Here is a 16,293-nt window from a genome sequence, read left to right as displayed (position 1 = left end):
CATGGCTGATGCCAACCGCGCGCACCTGCCCACGCTCGCCGTCGTCGGCGCCACCGGCGCCGTCGGCACCGTGATGTGTGACCTCCTCTCGTCCCGCAAGAACGTCTGGGGCGAGATCCGGCTCGTCGCCTCCGCCCGGTCCGCCGGCAAGCAACTGCTCTGCCGCGGCGAGCAGTTGACCGTCCAGGCGCTCACGCCGGAGGTGTTCGACGGGGTCGACGTCGCGATGTTCGACGTGCCCGATGAGGTCGCCGCGGAATGGGCGCCCGTCGCGGCCGCACGGGGAGCCGTCGCCGTCGACAACTCCAGCGCGTTCCGGATGGACCGGGACGTGCCGCTGGTCGTGCCGGAGATCAACCCGGAGCAGATCCGCAACCGGCCGAGGAACATCATCGCGAACGCCAACTGCACCACGCTCGCCATGATCGTGGCGATCGCGCCGCTGCACCGCGAGTACGGCCTGCGCGAGCTCGTGCTCGCCTCCTACCAGGCTGTCTCCGGGGCCGGTCAGGTCGGCGTGGACACGCTGCACGACCAGCTCACGAAGATCGCCGGCGACCGGGTGCTCGGCTCCCGCTCCGGCAACGTCCGACAGGCCGTCGGAGACGACCTCGGCCCCTTCCCGGCCCCGCTCGCGCTCAACGTCGTGCCCTGGGCCGGCTCGCTCAGAGACGGCGGTTGGTCCTCCGAAGAGCTCAAGATGCGCAACGAGTCCCGCAAGATCCTCGGCCTGCCCGACCTCAAGGTATCGGCCACCTGCGTCCGGGTCCCGGTGGTGACCGGCCATTCGGTCGCCGTACACGCGGTCTTCGGCACCGAGGTCGACGCGGAGGGCGCGCGCGAGGCGCTGCGGAACGCGCCCGGCGTGATCCTGGTCGACGACCCGGCGGCGGGCGAGTTCCCGATGCCGATCGACGCCGTCGGCACCGACCCGTCCTGGGTGGGCCGCATCCGACGGTCGGTCGACGACCCCCGTGCGCTCGACTTCTTCGTCACCGGCGACAACCTGCGTAAGGGCGCCGCCCTCAACACCGCGCAGATCGCCGAGCTGCTCGCCGCCGAATTCGCCGCCCGCCGCTGAGCGGTCAGGGAAGTGCCCGGTCCCGCCGGCGGGATCCGCGTCGAGCGGTGAAGCCCGGCGACCTCGTCGTTCAGCCGACGGTGGCGAGGCGCACGCCGTCCCGACCGTCCCGCTTGACGTCGTAGAGCGCCACGTCCGCCCGACGCAGCGTCAATTCCGGTGCCTCCCCGAGGCATTGCACCGCGACCCCCACGCTGACCGTGCGGCCGATCATGCGCGCCGCCCGGGCCAGCCGCTCGCCGATCCCGACGGCCTCCTCGGGCCGGAGCACGTCGACGACCGCGACGAACTCGTCACCGCCGATCCGGTAGAGCTCATCGCCGTGCCGGAGCGCCGTCTGCAGCGCCCGCGCCAGGTCCACCAGCACCCGGTCACCCACCTGATGACCGTACGTGTCGTTGATGGTCTTGAACTCGTCCACATCGATCGCGACCAGCGCCGTGCGGCCGGGAGTGGCGGTCGCCATGCGCTCGCCGAACGGTCCGTGGTGGCGTAGCCCTGTCAGCGGGTCCGACATCGCCCGCTCATGTAGTTGGTCCAGCGTCCGCAGCCGGTCGAGGCAGGTCCAGGTCTGCGCGGCGAGCAGCTCCATCAGGTTGACGGTCGTCGGGTCCGGGCGCATTGTCCGCTCGTCGGCCACCAGCATCACCCCACCGGTCTCGGCGCCGCCGAGGGGCACCGCGATCAAGGTGTGCACGCCGGCCTCGGTCAGGATCCCGTAGTCGTGCGACGCGAGCTGCTCGGGCTCGCCGAGGGTGTAGAGGGCGCCGTGCAGATGGGCGCGGGCGAGCAACCGGTCCAGCCCGACCCGTCCTGCTGCCGCGAGCCGACAGCGGATCCGCAGCTCCAGGCCGTCCCGCAGCGTCGCCGGGACGTTGAGCCGCGGGCCGTCCGGCCCGGTCAGCACGAACACCGACGCCGCGAGCCCGGAGACGTCCCGGGCGGCCTCGACCGCGACGGCGAGGAGTTCATGCTCCGACCCGGCGCTCGTGAGCGCCATCGCGTGTCGCAGCAGCTTTTCGCTGTGCGTTTCCGGCGGAGCGCCGCCGAGCTGGTCGAGGCGCGCGCCGAGTCGGTCAGCGATCCGCTCAACGGTTTCGCGCCACTGCTCGCTGTCGACCCGCTCGGTCCATTCCAGATTGACGGTGCCGATCGGGTGACGCCGACCGTCGAGGATGGGAGCGCAGATCTCGAGGGTGACGTCGGGTCCGGTCGGGATGTAGTCGGGATCGGCCTCGACCGCCGTGACCGTCTCGGTCTTGCCGCTGACGTAGACGCGACTCGAGACCCCGGTGCCGGGCGGGAGCGACGCGGAGACGTGCCAGGAGCCGGTCGCCGCGACGCAGCGCAGGTGATCGTGGGCCTGCAGCAGCACCGCGATCATGGCATCCGTGTGCCGACTCAGCTCCGCCACCGCGAATTCGCACGCCTCTACCGCGGTGGTCGCCTCGGTGAGGCGCGCCGCCGCGGCACGAACGATGCCTTCATGGTCCAGTCGCACGTTGTCGTCTCGGGGTGGGGGAACGGACGGTACAAGCGCGTCTAACCGGGGGAGGGGCCGGAGGACGTCGCCATAGCTTACTCAGAGTGTCTGGAACGTCGCTGTCGGCCCGGTAGCTGGCCCGCATGGTGCGCGGGAGAGACGAGCCGGCCAGGCACTGCCGCTGCGCCCGGCTCCCGTGACGCCCGGCGAGACCTCGCAACTGATCATCCTGTCCCCGCTCTGACCAGCGTCAACGCAGCCCTCGATCGACAGCGCCGTCACCGTGAGAGAGGGCACGCTCCGGTTTTCTTCCGGAGTGCGGACGGTATTAAGCAGGGTCCGTGCACACCTGGCGCGGGCAGATCGGAGGAGCGAGATGGTGATCGCAGCGTGAGGCAGTCATTGCAGCCGCAACGCGATAGCGAGGGAACCCTCGTCCACGTGGTGGAGACGCTCCTGGACCGCGGTCTGGTCCTCAACGCGGACATCATGGTGTCGGTCGCCGGCGTGGAGCTTCTCGGCATCCGGATCCGGGCTGCCCTGGCGTCCTTCGAGACCGCCGCGCGTTACGGGCTGGAGTTCCCCGCCGGGACGGACACCGAGACTCCAGCCTGGCGCGACGCGATCGAGGCCAAGGAGACCTGCCCCGGTTGCGGAAAACGTGTCCCCACCGAGGAGCTGTTGGAACAGTCCTGTCCCTGGTGCGGTTGGCGCAGCGCGCGGTCGTTGTCGGCAGCGGAATCGAAACGCCAGATCGAAGCCGGAGCCACCGATCGGACCGAACCGGCCCGGCAGGCGCCGGCGCAACAGGTGCGGAGACGCCGTACCGATGGGTGAGTCGGCACCGCTGCAGCCCACGCGCGACCCCCGGGTGACTTTGCCGGATCTCGTGGAGGTGCTGCTCAACAAGGGGGTCTACCTCAACCTGGACCTGATCATCGCCGTGGCCGACATCCCGCTCATCGGGGTCAACCTCCGCGCCACCCTCGCGGGACTGGAGACGATGCTGGAGTACGGGATGATGCGGCAGTGGGACGAGCGGACCCGGGCCTGGGTGCAGCGTTCCGTCGCCCGTCAGGTGCCGCTGCTACCGGGTGAGGAACTGGTGGCGCGGATGTCCGGCGGCGTGTACGCCGACGGTTTTCACCACTCCTGGCGCCCCGGCACCGTGTACCTCACGGATCGAAGACTATTGGTCTTCCGGCGCGAGCCTGCGGAAATGTTGTGGCAGGCCCCGTGGGAGGGCATCCGGGCCGCCGGTTTATGCGCCGAGCGAACCGTCGGCGGCGAGGAGCGGCAACGTCTGCAGGCGGAAATGGTCGACGGCACTTCCCATCTGCTGTCGGCGGCAGACCCAGAGCAACTGTTGGCCCTCGTGCAACCCCGTCTGCGCGGTAGGGGCGCGACGCAGGAGGCGAGCGCGACGCAGGCTCCGGCGGCGCCCGCCCGGGAAGCCCATGCGTGGTACCAGGAGATGCGCGCAGGATCGGTGCTCTGGCGTGGTGGGACCGCGCGGCTCGAAAGGCACGCGGGGTTGACGTGGCGATCGCCGTTGGACGCGCGTGCGGCGGTCAGCCTGGCCCCGCGCGACATCGTGGATGTGGAGGTTCGCTGGGGGCGGACCCCGCGGGGACAGACGCACGTATTGGCCTTGACGACCGCTGACGGAACGGTCCTGCTCGCCCCGGACGACGCGCCGGGTTGGGCTGAGCTCATTCGGGAGATCACGGAAAAACCGGCGTCGTCCGGGCAGGTCGCGGAGGTGGACAGTGGCGCTCACCGTCGATGAGAAGAGTCTGAAGCACGGCGTCCTGACGCTCGTCGTCACGCTCGTGGAAATCATCGAGGAGGCGCTGGAGACCCAGGCCGTGAGGCGGCTGGAGATTGGAGACCTCACCGAGGAGGAGCAGAACCGACTTGGCGAGGCACTCATGGAGCTCGACGAGGCGATGGAGGAGATCAAGGCCGAGCACGGGATCACCAATTCGGTCAAGGACCTGCGACGCGGCCTGGACGACGTGGTGGACGACGTGGTCGACAAGCTCATCAATCCGTCCCGATGGGCCGACGAAGCGGAAAAGGGGACGCTGTGATCGCCATCGCGTGCGGCTGCGACCGGGACCACGGTGAAAGGTGGAGGACGATATGAACGGTCCGGACCTGTACGTCTACGCCGTCCTTCCCTGGCCCCTGGACCTCTCCTCCGACTGCTTGGGAACCGGAATCGACGGCGCACCCCTGCGGCTGGTGGACGTCCCGGATGGGGTCGCGGCGATCGTTCACGAGACCAACTCAGGGCCCTACCAGGGAGCCGACGAGGACGCCAAGCGGTGGATTCTGGAGCACAGTGCGGTGGTGGAGCGTGCCTGGGAGATCGCCGGGACCGCCCTACCGGCCACCTTCAACGTGCTCGTCCGCGCCGACGAGGACCGCCCTGCCCAGGAGACACTGCGCAACTGGCTGCGGGACACGGCGGAAGAGCTGCGGGCGCGGCTCGACGCACTGCAGGACCGCGTGGAGCTTCGCGTGGACATCAGCTTGGACCGCGGCCAGGTAACGGAGGACGAACCAGAGGTACGCGCGCTGACGGCCGAGTTGGAGAGCAAGCCAGCGGGTGTTCGCCGGCTACTGGTGAAGAGGCTGGAGAAGATGCAGCGCGACGCCGCGGACAAGTTGGCGGACCGCGTCTATCCGGAGTACCGCCGACGCCTGGTCAGCCTGGTCGAGGACATCTCGGAGGGCCGCCGCGGCGACAGGGCGGAGGGGCACGTGCCGGTGCTCGCCGCCGCTCTTCTCGTGCATCGCGACCGGGTGCAGGAACTCGGCGCCGAGTTGTCACGCATCCAGGACGAGCAGGCCGCGGCGAGGATCCGATTCCTGGGGCCGTGGCCCCCGTACTCCTTCAGCGAGTTGGCACCGGCAGAGGGCATCAGCGGCCGAAACGGTGCCGACCGGCGCGACTGAGACGGCCGAGCACCGGACTGCCCGGCCCCCTAGACTGGCTCGCCGTGAGCGTTCCGCCGCGCCGGGCCCCCGGCGACCTGCTGGTGCACCTGCGCCGGGCCCGCGACCACGCCGACCGTCACTACGCCGAGCCATTGGACCTCAAGGCGTTCGCCGCGGTGGCGGGTATCAGCAAATACCACCTCCAGCGGCTGTTCACCGCCACCTACGGCCTCTCGCCCGCCGCGTACCTGTCGCGGCGGCGGGTGGAACGCGCGCAGGACCTGCTGCGTGCCACCAATCTCACCGTCACCGAGGTCTGCCACGCCGTCGGCTTCTCCAGTCTCGGCTCGTTCAGCAGCCGGTTCCGGGAGCTGGTCGGGGAGACGCCGAGCGAGTTCCAGCGCCGCTGGGCGGCGACCGGTGCCCCGCGAATTCCGGGATGCTTCGTCTTCATGTGGGGGCTGGCCGAGCGACGCGGGTGCGCAACCCAGGAGAAGCCACCGCCTCCCGCCGGCTCCTAGCCTGGTCACATGATTACCAACATCTCCATCGTCAGTATTTTCGTGAAGGACATCGAAGCGTCCAAAGCGTTCTACATCGACGTCCTCGGCTTCGCCGAGCACACTGACATCACCCTCGGCGACAGCGGCTACCGCTGGTGCACGGTCATGCACCCGAACCAGCCCGAGCTGCAGGTCCACCTGACCATCCCCGGCCCGCCGTTTTCGCCCGAGATGGTGACCGCAATGAACCGTTCGCTCGACGAGGGCGGCATGAATGGCCTCGGCCTGAACGTGGACGACTGCCGCAAGACCTACGACGAGCTGCGGGCCAAGGGCGTGGAGTTCATCCAGGAACCGGAGGAGCGCCCCTACGGCGTGGAGGCCGTCGCCCGCGACAACTCGGGCAACTGGATGGTGCTGGTCGAGTCGCGGCAGTTCACCCCCGCCGATTTCGCCTGACTCATCTGACGGGTTGCCAGCGTGGACGGAACCCGGTGACCGGGCCGGCCGGGCGTAGCCCCTTCACGCCCGAGCCGGCGTCGCCTGGCGGGTACCGGCCCATCGCCGCCGGCGTGGCAGGCCGACGGCGAGCAGGATCATGGACAGTAACGGCAATGGGTGGCCGATGGCGAAGGCGAGCGCCAGGTCGGCAAGGCCGCCCAGGACGGCGGCGGCGAAGACCCACCACGGTGCGGTTCCCGCGGGGGTGCGGCGACGACCGCGAACGGTGCCCCACGGCTTCGCCACAGACAACCAGCCCTGGAACGCGATCGCGCTGGCCATCAACACCGTCCCAGCGATCTGCGCCGGCGACGGTCCGGCGGTGACGGAGTCGGCGAGCCTCGGCGAGAGCAAGAAGATCCCGATGTAGAGCTGAACGAGAGTGATCGCGAACTTGGCGAGCACCCACCAGTGCCGGAAGAAACCCCACGGGGTGGCGGCCGCGAGCATGATCCCGGTGAAGGCCGACGCGTCGGCCATCGGACCGACCAGGCGGCCGTCGACGGCGAGGGCCATAGACGTCGCGGCGTCGCGGACGGAAAGATCGTCCGCGGCGAGACCGACCGAGAGAAGCACGCACAGCGTCATGGCCTGCGCCATCCATCCGGCTGATGTCAGGATGTGCAGCCAAACCGTGAGCTGACGCCATCGCTTCCCCATGGACCTGATGGTCACAGCGTCCGGGGCCGAGAAGCTATCCGAGAAGACCCGGAATGGGACGCCAGGGTTTCCACCGACGGGCGACGCCCCTTGCTGCTCGGCCCGTCGCTTGGCCGCGGATCAGTGACGGTTGCGAGATCGGCGCGCCGCCCAGACTCCGCCCACGATCGCGGCAGCGGTTGGCAAGAGGCAGCAGAGCGTCAGGACGAAGAGGTGCCACGGTTTGAGTGCTCCCATGGTCAAGAGGGTAGGCACCGTTGCCAATACCGCTACCTCGGTCGTCTCGCCCCTCCTCCGAGCACCGGTTGCTGGGCCGTGGGTGCCCGAGGCTGCCAGTGGGTGTCGGAAACGAATTAGGGCCCCTCCAGGAGGGGCCCTAATTCGTTCTTACCTCTGGTCGGGGTGGCCGGATTCGAACCGACGACCTCTTCGTCCCGAACGAAGCGCGCTACCAAGCTGCGCCACACCCCGAGGTACGCCGAGAATAGTAGCCCACCGTGCCCGGGGATCAAATTCGGTACCCGCCCCGCGACCGTCGCGGCGGCGAGCGGCAGCTCAGCTGGGGATCAGCGTCAACAGGGTCGCTTCGGGCGGGCAGGCGAACCGGATCGGCGCGGTGGGATGGGTGCCGATGCCGGCGGAGACGTGCAGCCAGGTGTCGGTGCCGGGCCACCGGTGCAGTCCCCGTGCCATCTGTCGCGGCAGCTCGCAGTTGGTCACGAGCGCCCCGACGAACGGCATACAGACCTGGCCGCCGTGGGTGTGGCCGGCGAGCATCAGATCGAACCCGTCCGCCGCCATCTCGTCGAGTACGCGCGGTTCCGGCGAGTGGGTGAGCGCCACCGACAGGTCCGCCCCGGCCGGCGCCGGACCCGCCACCGACGCGTAGTCGTCGCGTCCGATGTGCGGGTCGTCGACGCCGACCAGCTCGATCTGACGCCCACCCGCCTTGATCGAGGTGCGCGCGTTGTTGAGATCCGCCCAGCCGGCGCCGGTCAGCACCTGGCGCAGGTCTTCGGCCGGCAGCTCAGCGCCCTGCCGGTATTCGCGGTTCGGGTTGAAGTAGGTGAACGGGTTCTTCCAGACCGGGCCCTTGTAGTCGTTGGAGCCGAAGACGAAGGCGCCGGGGAAGTCCAGCAGCGGCTGCAACGCACGCAGCGCGCCCGGCACCGCTTCCGGATGGGCCAGGTTGTCGCCGGTCACGACGACGAGGTCTGGGTCGGTCCCGGCGAGGGACGCCACCCACTGCTGCTTGCGACGCTGGTCGGGCATCATGTGCATGTCGGACAGGTGCAGGATGCGCAGCGGCTCGGCGTCGGGCGCGAGGACCGGCACGTCGAAGCGGCGCAGGGTGAACATGTTGCGCTCGATGAGCGACGCGTACGCGAACGTGGCGGCGCCCAGTGCGGCGGTCCCGGCGGTCAAGCGGAATACAGTGCGCTTTCGCATACCGTCCAGGGTAGTTTGACCGTCCATGAGCACCTTGAAGGACTCCCTCACCGCCGACATGCGGGCCGCGTTGAAGGCCCGCGATGAGCTGACCACCTCCACGCTGCGGATGGCGCTCGCCGCGATCGGCACCGCCGAGGTCGCCGGCAAGGCCAAGCGGGAGCTCTCCGATGAGGAGGTGCTCGCCGTGCTGACCCGCGAGTCGAAGAAGCGCCGCGAGGCGGCGACGGCGTTCGCCGACGCCGGTCGGACCGAGCAGGCCGCGAAGGAGCTGGCGGAGGGCGAGGTGCTCGACCGCTACCTGCCCAAGCAGCTCGGTGACGCTGAGCTTGCCGACGTGGTCTCGGGCGCGCTCGCCGCGGGCGGGTTCGAGGGGAAGACACAGATGGGTCCGGCGATGAAGGCGGCCCAGGCCGCGGTGGCCGGCCGGGCCGAGGGGGGCCGGGTGGCGGCCGAGGTACGGCGACAGCTCGGCGTCTGAGGGGAAGCTGACCAGACGGAGCGGGCGGGCACCCTCAGGTGCCCGCCCGCTCTCGCTGATCCGTCTCGCTGCTTATCCGTTGGCGCGGTTGCCGCCGCCGGGCAGGCCCGGCCAGTCGGGCCAACCGGGCTGGGTGCCGCCACCCGGAGTGCCGGTGCTACCGCCGCGTCCCGCCGGGCGGGTGCCCGGGGTGGCCTTCGTGCCCTTGCCGCTACTGACCTGGATGGTCACGACGCCGCCCTTGATGGTGCGGTCGGACGGGGTGGTGCCGGCCGCCGTGCCCGCCGGGCACGTCGACGCGACGGGGGTGTTGTCCACCTCGACGTCGAAGCCGGCGTTGCGGATCTCGGACTTCGCCGAGTCGAGCGGCTGGCACTTCACGACGGGGATGGAGCGCTGGTCGCCGGCGATGAGCTTGCCGCCCGGCGGGGTGAACTGGACGCTCGGCTTCCCCTTCAACGCGTCGGCCAGGGTCTCGTACACCGCCGGGTTGACGATGTTGTGGTCCATCACCGCGCTGGTCTGCGCCCAGTCCGGGTCGGCGAGGATGCCGGCCACGGCCAACTGCTTGCTGGTGACCACCAGGGAGGCGGTCTTTTCGCCGTCCGTGGTGCCGGTCTTGCCGGCGACCGGGTGCTTCACCGAGCCCCGGATCATGGTCGCGGTGCCGCCGTCGCAGCGGCTCGTCGCGGAGTTGTCACCGACCGGACAGCGTGCGGCGTCGATGGCGGACCGCGCGATCTCCGCCTTGAACTCCTGCCGGCAGCGCGGATTGGCCACGTCGAGCTTGTTGCCGTCCTGGTCGCGGATCTCCTGCACCGGGATCGGCTCGCAGTATTTGCCGTCAGCCGCGAGGGTGGCGTACGCGTTCGCCAGGTCGAGCGGCGTGGTGGCCGAGACGCCGAGCGTGAAGGCGCCCCACTGGTTCGCCGCGGTCTTGTTGTTGGCGATGTCCGCGTCGCTCTGGGCGCGGAACTTGATGCCGAGGCGCTTGGCCGCGTTGACCGCGTTCTCCGCGCCGACCATCTCTTCGAGCTTGACGAAGTAGGTGTTGACCGAGCGCCCGAAGCCGGACCACATGTTCCGTACGCCGTTCATCCATGACGGGTTGGCGTTGGTGGGGCAGTAGTAGCTCGTGCTCTTGCAGGACGCGGGCCCGCCCGCCTCGACGACGTACTTCGTCTGCATCGGGGACTTCGCGTTGATCGTCGTGGCCAGCGGGTAGCCCTTTTCCAGCGCGGCGACCATCGTGAACATCTTGAACGTCGAGCCGGCCTGGTAGCCGGTGATGTCGCCGCCGCCGGTCATCAACGGGTTGGTGGTGTTGGGGTAGGTGCCCTTGATGCCCTTCCGGGCCTTGGCCGGGTTGCTCGAGATCTTGTTCTGCGGCTTGTTCGGGTCGTCCAGCTTGAAGTTGCGGTTGACCGCGAGCGCCCGGACCCGGCCGGTTCCCGGCTCGACGGCGGCCAGCATCAGGGCGTTCTTGTTGCCGGTCTTCAGGCGCTGCTCGATGTTGGCCTTCGCGGCGTCCTGCGTCTTGGGGTCGAGCGACGTGACGATGCTGTAGCCGCCGCTCTTGAGGCGCCGCTCACGGTCGTAGGAGGTGGCGCCGAAGGTCTCCTGCTCCATCCACCAGCGGTAGAAGTAGTCGCAGAAGAAGCCCCAGCTGTTCTTGTTGGTGGCCACGCAACCGTTCGGGGCCTGCTTCCCGGTGACCTTGAGCGGCGTCGCTTTCGCGGCGTCAGCCTCCTGCTGCGTGATCGCGCCGATATCGACCATGTTGTCGATCACATAGTTACGCCGCTCCTTCGCCGCCTGCGCGCCACCCGGACTGTTCGGGTTGAAGGCCGTGGGCGCCTTGACCATGCCGGCGAGCATCGCCGCTTCCTCGATCTTGAGGTCCTTCGGCGCCTTCGCGAAGTAGACCTGGCTCGCGGCGAAGACGCCGTACGCGCCATTGCCGAAGGGAGCGATGTTGAGGTAGCGCTCCAGGATCTCGTCCTTGGAGAGTTCCTTGTCGATCTGCAGCGCGTAGCGCATCTCGCGCAGCTTGCGCGCGCTCGTGTCCTCGGTCGCGGCCACCACGTCCTCGGGGTGGGTGGCGGAGTAGGCGATGGTCAGGCGGACGTACTGCATGGTCAGCGTCGAAGCGCCCTGCGTCGTCTCACCCGCGCTGTTGTTGGCCACGAACGCCCGGGCGATGCCCTTGGCGTCGACGCCGTTGTGCTCGTAGAAGCCGTGATCCTCGGCGGCGATGATCGCCTTTTGCATGATCGGCGGAATATCCTTAAGTGGGATATCCCGGCGGTTCTCGTCATAAAGGGTCGCCAGTGGCGTCTTGCCGTCCGAGGCGTAGAGATAGCTGATCTGGGGCGGCCGCTTGACGGTCAGCTCGCTCGGCAGCTTGTCGAAGGTTTCCGCGCCCGCCTTAGCGGCGAGTCCCGACATCGCAACTGCGGGGAAGGCGGCGGCCGCGACGACCACGCCGGCTAAGAGTCCGCAGATCAGCAGCGATGCGGCGTTGGTCAGCAGGTTGTGGTCACGCTTCCGCATCCAGGTCACCACGTCAGGGTACGTGAATGGCCCAGGGCGGCGCGGGAGGCGTACTTGCCCCATTTCCTGCGTCCGCCGGCCTCGTTGTGCTAAACGCACGACTTTCGCGCCTGCGGTTGCCCTTCGCTCTACCGCCCAGCTTCCTCCTCGGAACGCGGTCCGGGCGGCGTTTTCACGGATCGAGACCGGGTATGCGAGCTCCGCGGCCGCAAGAAGAGTAGATGTCCGGATTAATGGATTTGGCGGACAACGTTGCGTAGTCGGTTGACTACAGAGCATGATGGTCCGGCGAGTATCGCACGTCATCCGCGCGTCGCTTGGGGGAAACGAGGCGTCCGTGGGTGGCCGGGGGTTTTGCCGGCTGTTGTCCTAGTCGGTAGCGGGACTGCAAGGGGGGACGTAGACAGATGGGCATGATCGCAGACTGGCCCACACTGGCGGCATGTCAGAGTGGTGACCCGGACGCGCTGTTCGTGCAGGGCGCGGAGCAGAACGTGGCGAAGAGAGTTTGCCGCAGCTGCCCCGTCCGTTACGAATGCCTGGCCGACGCACTCGACAATCGCATCGAGTTCGGGGTGTGGGGTGGCATGACCGAGCGGGAACGCCGGGCTCTGCTGCGCCGTCACCCGCAGGTGGCCAGTTGGCGGAAGATGTTCGAAGCCGCCATGCGTGACAAGGAGAAGGTGCTCGTCACGGCAGGCTGATCGCGGCGCCAATCGTGCGCAGCCCGTCGACGTCGTGGACGTCGGCGGGCTGTGCCGTCACCGCCACCGTCGGCACCGTCGGAAAGTCGTCCGTGAAGATCTTCGCCACCCGCCGCTCGCGTACGGTCTGCTCGGCCAACGCGGCGTGGACCCGCAGCGCGTCGGCGGTGCCCTCGTGCCCGCCCGCCTCGGTCAGCTCCGCCGCCGCCGCCAGACTCCGCTCCGCGGACAAGTCCCCGACCGCCGTGCGGTGCACGCGGTTGAGGACCAGTCCGCTCAGCGGCATGCTCTCCTCACGGAGCCGGCGGGCGAAGTAGGCGGCCTCCCGGATCGCGTCCGGCTCCGGCGTCGCGACCAGCAGAAACGCCGTCTCCCGCGCCTGCAGGATCTGGTACGTCTTGTCCGCGCGCTGCCGGAATCCGCCGAACATCGAGTCCAGCGCCGCCACGAATCCCGACAGATCCGTCAGCAGCTGCGCCCCGAGGATCTTCTGCACCGCTCGCGAGAAGAGCCCGAAGGACGCGGTGACCAGGCTGAACATGCTCTTGCCGCCGGCCCGGGCCGGGGCGAGCAGCATGCGCAGCATCCGTCCGTCGAGAAACCGGGACAACCGGGCCGGCGCGTCGAGGAAGTCCAGCGCCGAGCGCGACGGCGGCGTGTCCAACACGATCAGGTCCCACTCGCCGCGCGCGTGCAGCTGGCCGAGCTTCTCCATCGCCATGTATTCCTGCGTGCCGGCGAAGGTCGAACTCACCGCCTGGTAGAAGGGGTTGGCGAAGATCTCCGCCGCCTTCACCGGATCGGTGTGCGCGAGCACCACCTCGTCGAAGGTGCGCTTCATGTCGAGCATCATCGCGTGCAGCTCGCCGCCGCTGGACTCGACGTCGATCCCCTTGACCGGCCGTGGCGTGTTGTCCAGCTCGGTCAGGCCGAGCGACTGCGCCAACCGGCGGGCCGGGTCGATCGTGAGCACGACCGTACGCCGACCGTGCCGCTCCGCGGCACGCAGCGCGAGCGCGGCGGCGGTCGTCGTCTTACCGACCCCGCCCGCGCCACAGCAGACCATGATCCGGACGCCGGGGTCGGCGAGGATCCGGTCGACATCCAGCCGCTGCGCGGCGTGATCCGAAGGCACCAATCGAGCGTATAGGGGCCGACCCCCCGGATGCCCGGTCAGCGGCCGTGGTGTGAGTCAGTCGGCTGCCCGCAGCGCTGCGGAGAGCGTCTCCAGGCTCATCCGGTCGACCCCGCCCGGCAGCAGCGGGAGCTCGATCATCGGCCGCCCGAGCTCCGCGAGCTCGCCGCGGAGCGACTCCTCCAGCGCCAACCGGGTGCGGTGCGCCTTGGTCTCGGCGTGCAGACCGGCGACGGTGGCCCGGTCGGTGGGGAGCCCGGCGGCGGCGAGCCCGCGGCGCAGCTCCGCCTGCGTCACCTTGCCCTCGGTCGACAGCGGGGTGCGGGTCGCGTTGACGATCACGTTGCCCACCGGGATGCCGAGCTGGGTCAGCTCGTCGATCGCGTCCACCGTCTCCTGCACCGGCATCTCCTCCAGCAGGGTGACGACGTGCACGGCGGTCATCGGTGAGCGGAGCAGCGCGGCGACTCCCTCGCTCTGCGTCTTGATCGGGCCCACCCTGGCCAGCCGGGCGGTCTCCGCCGTGACGTTGAGGAACCGACCGATACGCCCGGTTGGCGGGGCGTCGAGCACCACGGCCTGATAGACGCGCTGCCCGTTCGCCGTACGGGTCGTCGCCTCCTTGACCTTGCCGGTGAGCAGCACGTCGCGGAGTCCGGGCGCGATCGTCGTGGCGAAGTCGATCGCGCCGAACTTGCGCAGCGCGCGCCCCGCCGCACCGAGCTTGTAGAACATGGCGAGGTATTCGAGGAGCGCCTCCTCGGGATCCACCGCGAGCGCGCGCACCTCGCTGCCGGGGCCGGCGGGCACGATCGTGCGTTCCTCGTAGGGCAGCGCCGGAGTCTCGAAGAGCTGCGCCAGACCCTGCCGCCCCTCGACCTCGACGAGCAGTGTCTTCCGCCCCTCGGCCGCCAGCGCAAGAGCGAGCGCCGCGGCGACGCTGGTCTTGCCCGCGCCGCCCTTGCCCGTCACGACATGCAGACGGGCCGGCCAACCGTGGTTGACCGGCCCGTTGGACTCTTCAGTCACCCTCACCCTGCGAGCCTAGCCAGCTCGACGGGATGGCCGGGAATCAGCCGACTTCGCAGATCCACCAGCCGGTCTTCTGCACCACCGTGAAGCGCAGCGGCTGCTCCGCCGTCTTCTCGTCCCCGGTGATCATGGTCAGCGTGGCCGACACGACCGCGCGCTCGGCGTTCTGCTCGTCGACCTTCGGAGGCTCCCAGCGGAATCGCGGGCTCTTGTAGGTCTGCGCGTATCCCTTGACCTCGTCGACCTTCTTGGTGATCTCCGCCTGGTCGCGCGCCTCCGAACAGACCATGCTGGCCGCCTTCTCGGCATCCCGGTCCTGGTAGACCGCGCGCAGGAAGTTGTCGACCGCGGCCACCGGCTCCGCCGCGCCCTCGCCGTTCTCCGCCTTGCGCAGCACCATGAAGGCGCCGATCCCGCCGACGGCGCAGAGGAGCAGCACCACGGCCAGCACGATCGACGCGATCAGCAGGCCGCGCCGCTTCTTCGGCGCTTGCGGGGTCGGATAGCCGGGCGGGAAGCCCGGCGGTGGGAACGCGGCCGCTCCCGGATGCGGCTGTCCGGATACGGGCTGGCCGGGGTAGGGCTGTCCGGATACGGGCTGGCCGGGGTAGGGCTGGCCGGGGTAGGGCTGCGGTGGCACCGGCTGATCCGGCGTCGGTGCGGTCGGGTGCGGCTCGCCGGGCGCGACCGGCGAGGGTTCATCCGGGGCGCTGCCCGGCGGGGTCGCGGCGGCGGACGCGGCCACCGGCGGTCCAGTCTCCCCCGCGGCGGGCTCGGACGGCGGCGCGACGGCCTGCGGCGGGGCGACCGGGTCGACCGGGGGCGTCTGGCCGGGCTGGCCGTCCGGCGGTTGTGTGCCGCCGTCGGACGGGTGAGTCATCGTTCCCCCCAGGGATCCAGTTCAGGCGGGCCAGCCGGTGCGCCCGTTCGCGGGTCAGGGTAACGGTCGATGCCGGCGAAGCGCGGACCCGGAGTCGGCCGACCGTGTGGCGCGAATGTGGCCCCGCCCGCCGGGCCGGCGACATTGCGTCGGCGCTCGTCCGGCACGGCAGGGGCAGCCCGTAGGCTGTCGCCGTAGCCAACCCGAGGGAGCCTTCGAGCAATGCAGAAGTGGGAGTACGCGACGGTGCCCCTGCTGGTCCACGCGACCAAGCAGATTCTCGACAACTGGGGCGAGGATGGTTGGGAGCTGGTGGCCGTGGTGCCGGGCCCCAACCCGGAGCAGCTGGTGGCCTACATGAAGCGGCCGCGGTCGTGACCGAGGCGCAGCCGGAACGGCCACGCGCCGTGGACCCGCACGCCAAGCTCGCCGAGCTGGGCCTGAGCCTGCCCTCGGTGGTCCCGCCGGTGGCCGCCTATGTGCCGGCCGTGCAGTCGGGCAAGCACGTCTACGTCTCCGGGCAGGTCCCGATCGCCGACGGTCAACTGCTCGCGTCGGGCAAGGTGGGCGCGGGTGTCTCTCCGGAGCAGGCCAAGCAGCTCGCCCAGCAGTGTGCGTTGAACGCGCTCGCCGCGATCGACGCGCTGGTCGGGCTCGAGAACGTGGTCAAGGTCGTCAAGGTGACCGGGTTCGTGGCCTCGGCGGAGGGGTTCACCGGACAGCCCGCCGTGATCAACGGCGCCTCGGAATTCTTCGGCGCGGTCTTCGGCGAGGCGGGGCGTCACGCCCGCAGCGCGGTGGGCGTCGCGGAGCTTCCGCTGGGCGCGCCGGTCGAGGTCGAGGTCATCGTCGAGGTCGTCTGACCGAAAGTCGCCACGGTCCCGT

At 69.8% G+C, this 16,293-nt stretch carries 18 protein-coding genes and 1 tRNA gene; 11 read left to right on the top strand and 8 right to left on the bottom strand.

What is annotated here, in order from left to right:
• Window position 1: 1 nt before the first annotated feature.
• Entirely contained in the window at window positions 2–1,081 is a 1,080-nt protein-coding gene (locus tag AB0J06_RS02880; protein ID WP_357423906.1) for an aspartate-semialdehyde dehydrogenase, read from the top strand.
• A 70-nt stretch (window positions 1,082–1,151) separates the two neighbouring features.
• On the opposite strand, the gene AB0J06_RS02875 is transcribed toward AB0J06_RS02880, so the two are convergent.
• Complete coding sequence (locus tag AB0J06_RS02875; protein WP_357423973.1) at window positions 1,152–2,576, bottom strand: diguanylate cyclase; 1,425 nt, start codon at window positions 2,574–2,576, stop codon at window positions 1,152–1,154.
• A gap of 429 nt (window positions 2,577–3,005) precedes the next feature.
• Between AB0J06_RS02875 and AB0J06_RS02870 the strand changes: the two genes are divergently transcribed.
• From AB0J06_RS02870 to AB0J06_RS02845, 6 genes are read left to right on the top strand one after another with little or no spacing between them, the layout of a single operon-like run.
• Window positions 3,006–3,401: a gas vesicle protein gene (locus AB0J06_RS02870; RefSeq protein WP_357423904.1), complete on the top strand. Its 396-nt coding sequence runs from the start codon at window positions 3,006–3,008 to the stop codon at window positions 3,399–3,401.
• On the top strand, window positions 3,394–4,353 hold the full coding sequence (locus AB0J06_RS02865) for a gas vesicle protein (RefSeq protein ID WP_357423902.1): 960 nt from the start codon (window positions 3,394–3,396) through the stop codon (window positions 4,351–4,353). Before AB0J06_RS02870 ends, AB0J06_RS02865 begins: the two co-directional genes overlap by 8 nt.
• Window positions 4,334–4,657, top strand: a complete 324-nt coding sequence (locus tag AB0J06_RS02860) for a gas vesicle protein K (RefSeq protein ID WP_357423900.1) — start codon at window positions 4,334–4,336, stop codon at window positions 4,655–4,657. The genes AB0J06_RS02865 and AB0J06_RS02860 overlap by 20 nt, the downstream gene beginning before the upstream one ends.
• Before the next feature lie 52 nt (window positions 4,658–4,709).
• On the top strand, window positions 4,710–5,528 hold the full coding sequence (locus AB0J06_RS02855) for a GvpL/GvpF family gas vesicle protein (RefSeq protein ID WP_357423898.1): 819 nt from the start codon (window positions 4,710–4,712) through the stop codon (window positions 5,526–5,528).
• Between the two features lie 44 nt (window positions 5,529–5,572).
• Window positions 5,573–6,031, top strand: coding sequence for an AraC family transcriptional regulator (locus AB0J06_RS02850; protein WP_357423896.1), 459 nt, complete (start codon window positions 5,573–5,575; stop codon window positions 6,029–6,031).
• Between the two features lie 9 nt (window positions 6,032–6,040).
• Entirely contained in the window at window positions 6,041–6,472 is a 432-nt protein-coding gene (locus AB0J06_RS02845) for a VOC family protein (RefSeq protein ID WP_357423894.1), read from the top strand.
• 63 nt (window positions 6,473–6,535) lie between these two features.
• On the opposite strand, the gene AB0J06_RS02840 is transcribed toward AB0J06_RS02845, so the two are convergent.
• The 3 genes from AB0J06_RS02840 to AB0J06_RS02830 all read right to left on the bottom strand — a co-directional run bounded on the left by AB0J06_RS02840 (window position 6,536) and on the right by AB0J06_RS02830 (window position 8,623).
• Window positions 6,536–7,174 carry a hypothetical protein gene (locus AB0J06_RS02840; protein WP_357423892.1) on the bottom strand — a complete coding sequence of 213 codons (639 nt, stop codon included), beginning with the start codon at window positions 7,172–7,174 and terminating at the stop codon, window positions 6,536–6,538.
• A gap of 394 nt (window positions 7,175–7,568) precedes the next feature.
• Window positions 7,569–7,645 (bottom strand) — tRNA-Pro (locus AB0J06_RS02835).
• Between the two features lie 84 nt (window positions 7,646–7,729).
• On the bottom strand, window positions 7,730–8,623 hold the full coding sequence (locus AB0J06_RS02830) for a metallophosphoesterase (protein WP_357423890.1): 894 nt from the start codon (window positions 8,621–8,623) through the stop codon (window positions 7,730–7,732).
• Window positions 8,624–8,648: 25 nt separating this feature from the next.
• On the opposite strand from AB0J06_RS02830, the gene AB0J06_RS02825 reads away from it, so the two are divergent.
• Entirely contained in the window at window positions 8,649–9,104 is a 456-nt protein-coding gene (locus tag AB0J06_RS02825) for a GatB/YqeY domain-containing protein (protein ID WP_357423888.1), read from the top strand.
• Between the two features lie 72 nt (window positions 9,105–9,176).
• Here the strand turns inward: AB0J06_RS02825 and AB0J06_RS02820 are convergent, their stop codons facing one another.
• Window positions 9,177–11,657 carry a transglycosylase domain-containing protein gene (locus AB0J06_RS02820; RefSeq protein ID WP_357423971.1) on the bottom strand — a complete coding sequence of 827 codons (2,481 nt, stop codon included), beginning with the start codon at window positions 11,655–11,657 and terminating at the stop codon, window positions 9,177–9,179.
• 407 nt (window positions 11,658–12,064) lie between these two features.
• On the opposite strand from AB0J06_RS02820, the gene AB0J06_RS02815 reads away from it, so the two are divergent.
• Complete coding sequence (locus AB0J06_RS02815) at window positions 12,065–12,361, top strand: WhiB family transcriptional regulator (protein ID WP_357423886.1); 297 nt, start codon at window positions 12,065–12,067, stop codon at window positions 12,359–12,361.
• Here the strand turns inward: AB0J06_RS02815 and AB0J06_RS02810 are convergent.
• The 3 genes from AB0J06_RS02810 to AB0J06_RS02800 are packed head-to-tail and all read right to left on the bottom strand — an operon-like array spanning window position 12,348 to window position 15,408.
• A complete protein-coding gene (locus AB0J06_RS02810) occupies window positions 12,348–13,499 on the bottom strand; it encodes an ArsA-related P-loop ATPase (protein ID WP_357423884.1) in 1,152 nt (383 codons plus the stop codon). The two genes, AB0J06_RS02815 and AB0J06_RS02810, sit on opposite strands and share 14 nt — an antisense overlap.
• Window positions 13,500–13,553: 54 nt before the next feature.
• Window positions 13,554–14,525, bottom strand: coding sequence for an ArsA-related P-loop ATPase (locus AB0J06_RS02805; protein ID WP_357423969.1), 972 nt, complete (start codon window positions 14,523–14,525; stop codon window positions 13,554–13,556).
• A gap of 43 nt (window positions 14,526–14,568) precedes the next feature.
• Window positions 14,569–15,408, bottom strand: a complete 840-nt coding sequence (locus tag AB0J06_RS02800) for a hypothetical protein (RefSeq protein ID WP_357423882.1) — start codon at window positions 15,406–15,408, stop codon at window positions 14,569–14,571.
• Window positions 15,409–15,630: 222 nt separating this feature from the next.
• Here AB0J06_RS02800 and AB0J06_RS02795 point away from each other — a divergent pair, with 222 nt between their 5' ends.
• Together AB0J06_RS02795 and AB0J06_RS02790 are read left to right on the top strand one after the other, a co-directional pair.
• On the top strand, window positions 15,631–15,786 hold the full coding sequence (locus AB0J06_RS02795; protein ID WP_357423880.1) for a hypothetical protein: 156 nt from the start codon (window positions 15,631–15,633) through the stop codon (window positions 15,784–15,786).
• Between the two features lie 29 nt (window positions 15,787–15,815).
• Window positions 15,816–16,271 (top strand): RidA family protein, encoded by a 456-nt coding sequence (locus AB0J06_RS02790; protein ID WP_357423967.1) that lies wholly within the window; start codon window positions 15,816–15,818, stop codon window positions 16,269–16,271.
• Window positions 16,272–16,293: the final 22 nt, after the last annotated feature.

This window comes from Micromonospora sp. NPDC049679 (assembly GCF_040659735.1).
In the GTDB taxonomy this organism is placed as follows: Bacteria; Actinomycetota; Actinomycetes; order Mycobacteriales; family Micromonosporaceae; genus Micromonospora_I.
The sequence above is the reverse complement of the archived record's forward strand: the minus strand, read 5'-3'. Positions and strand labels throughout refer to the sequence as shown.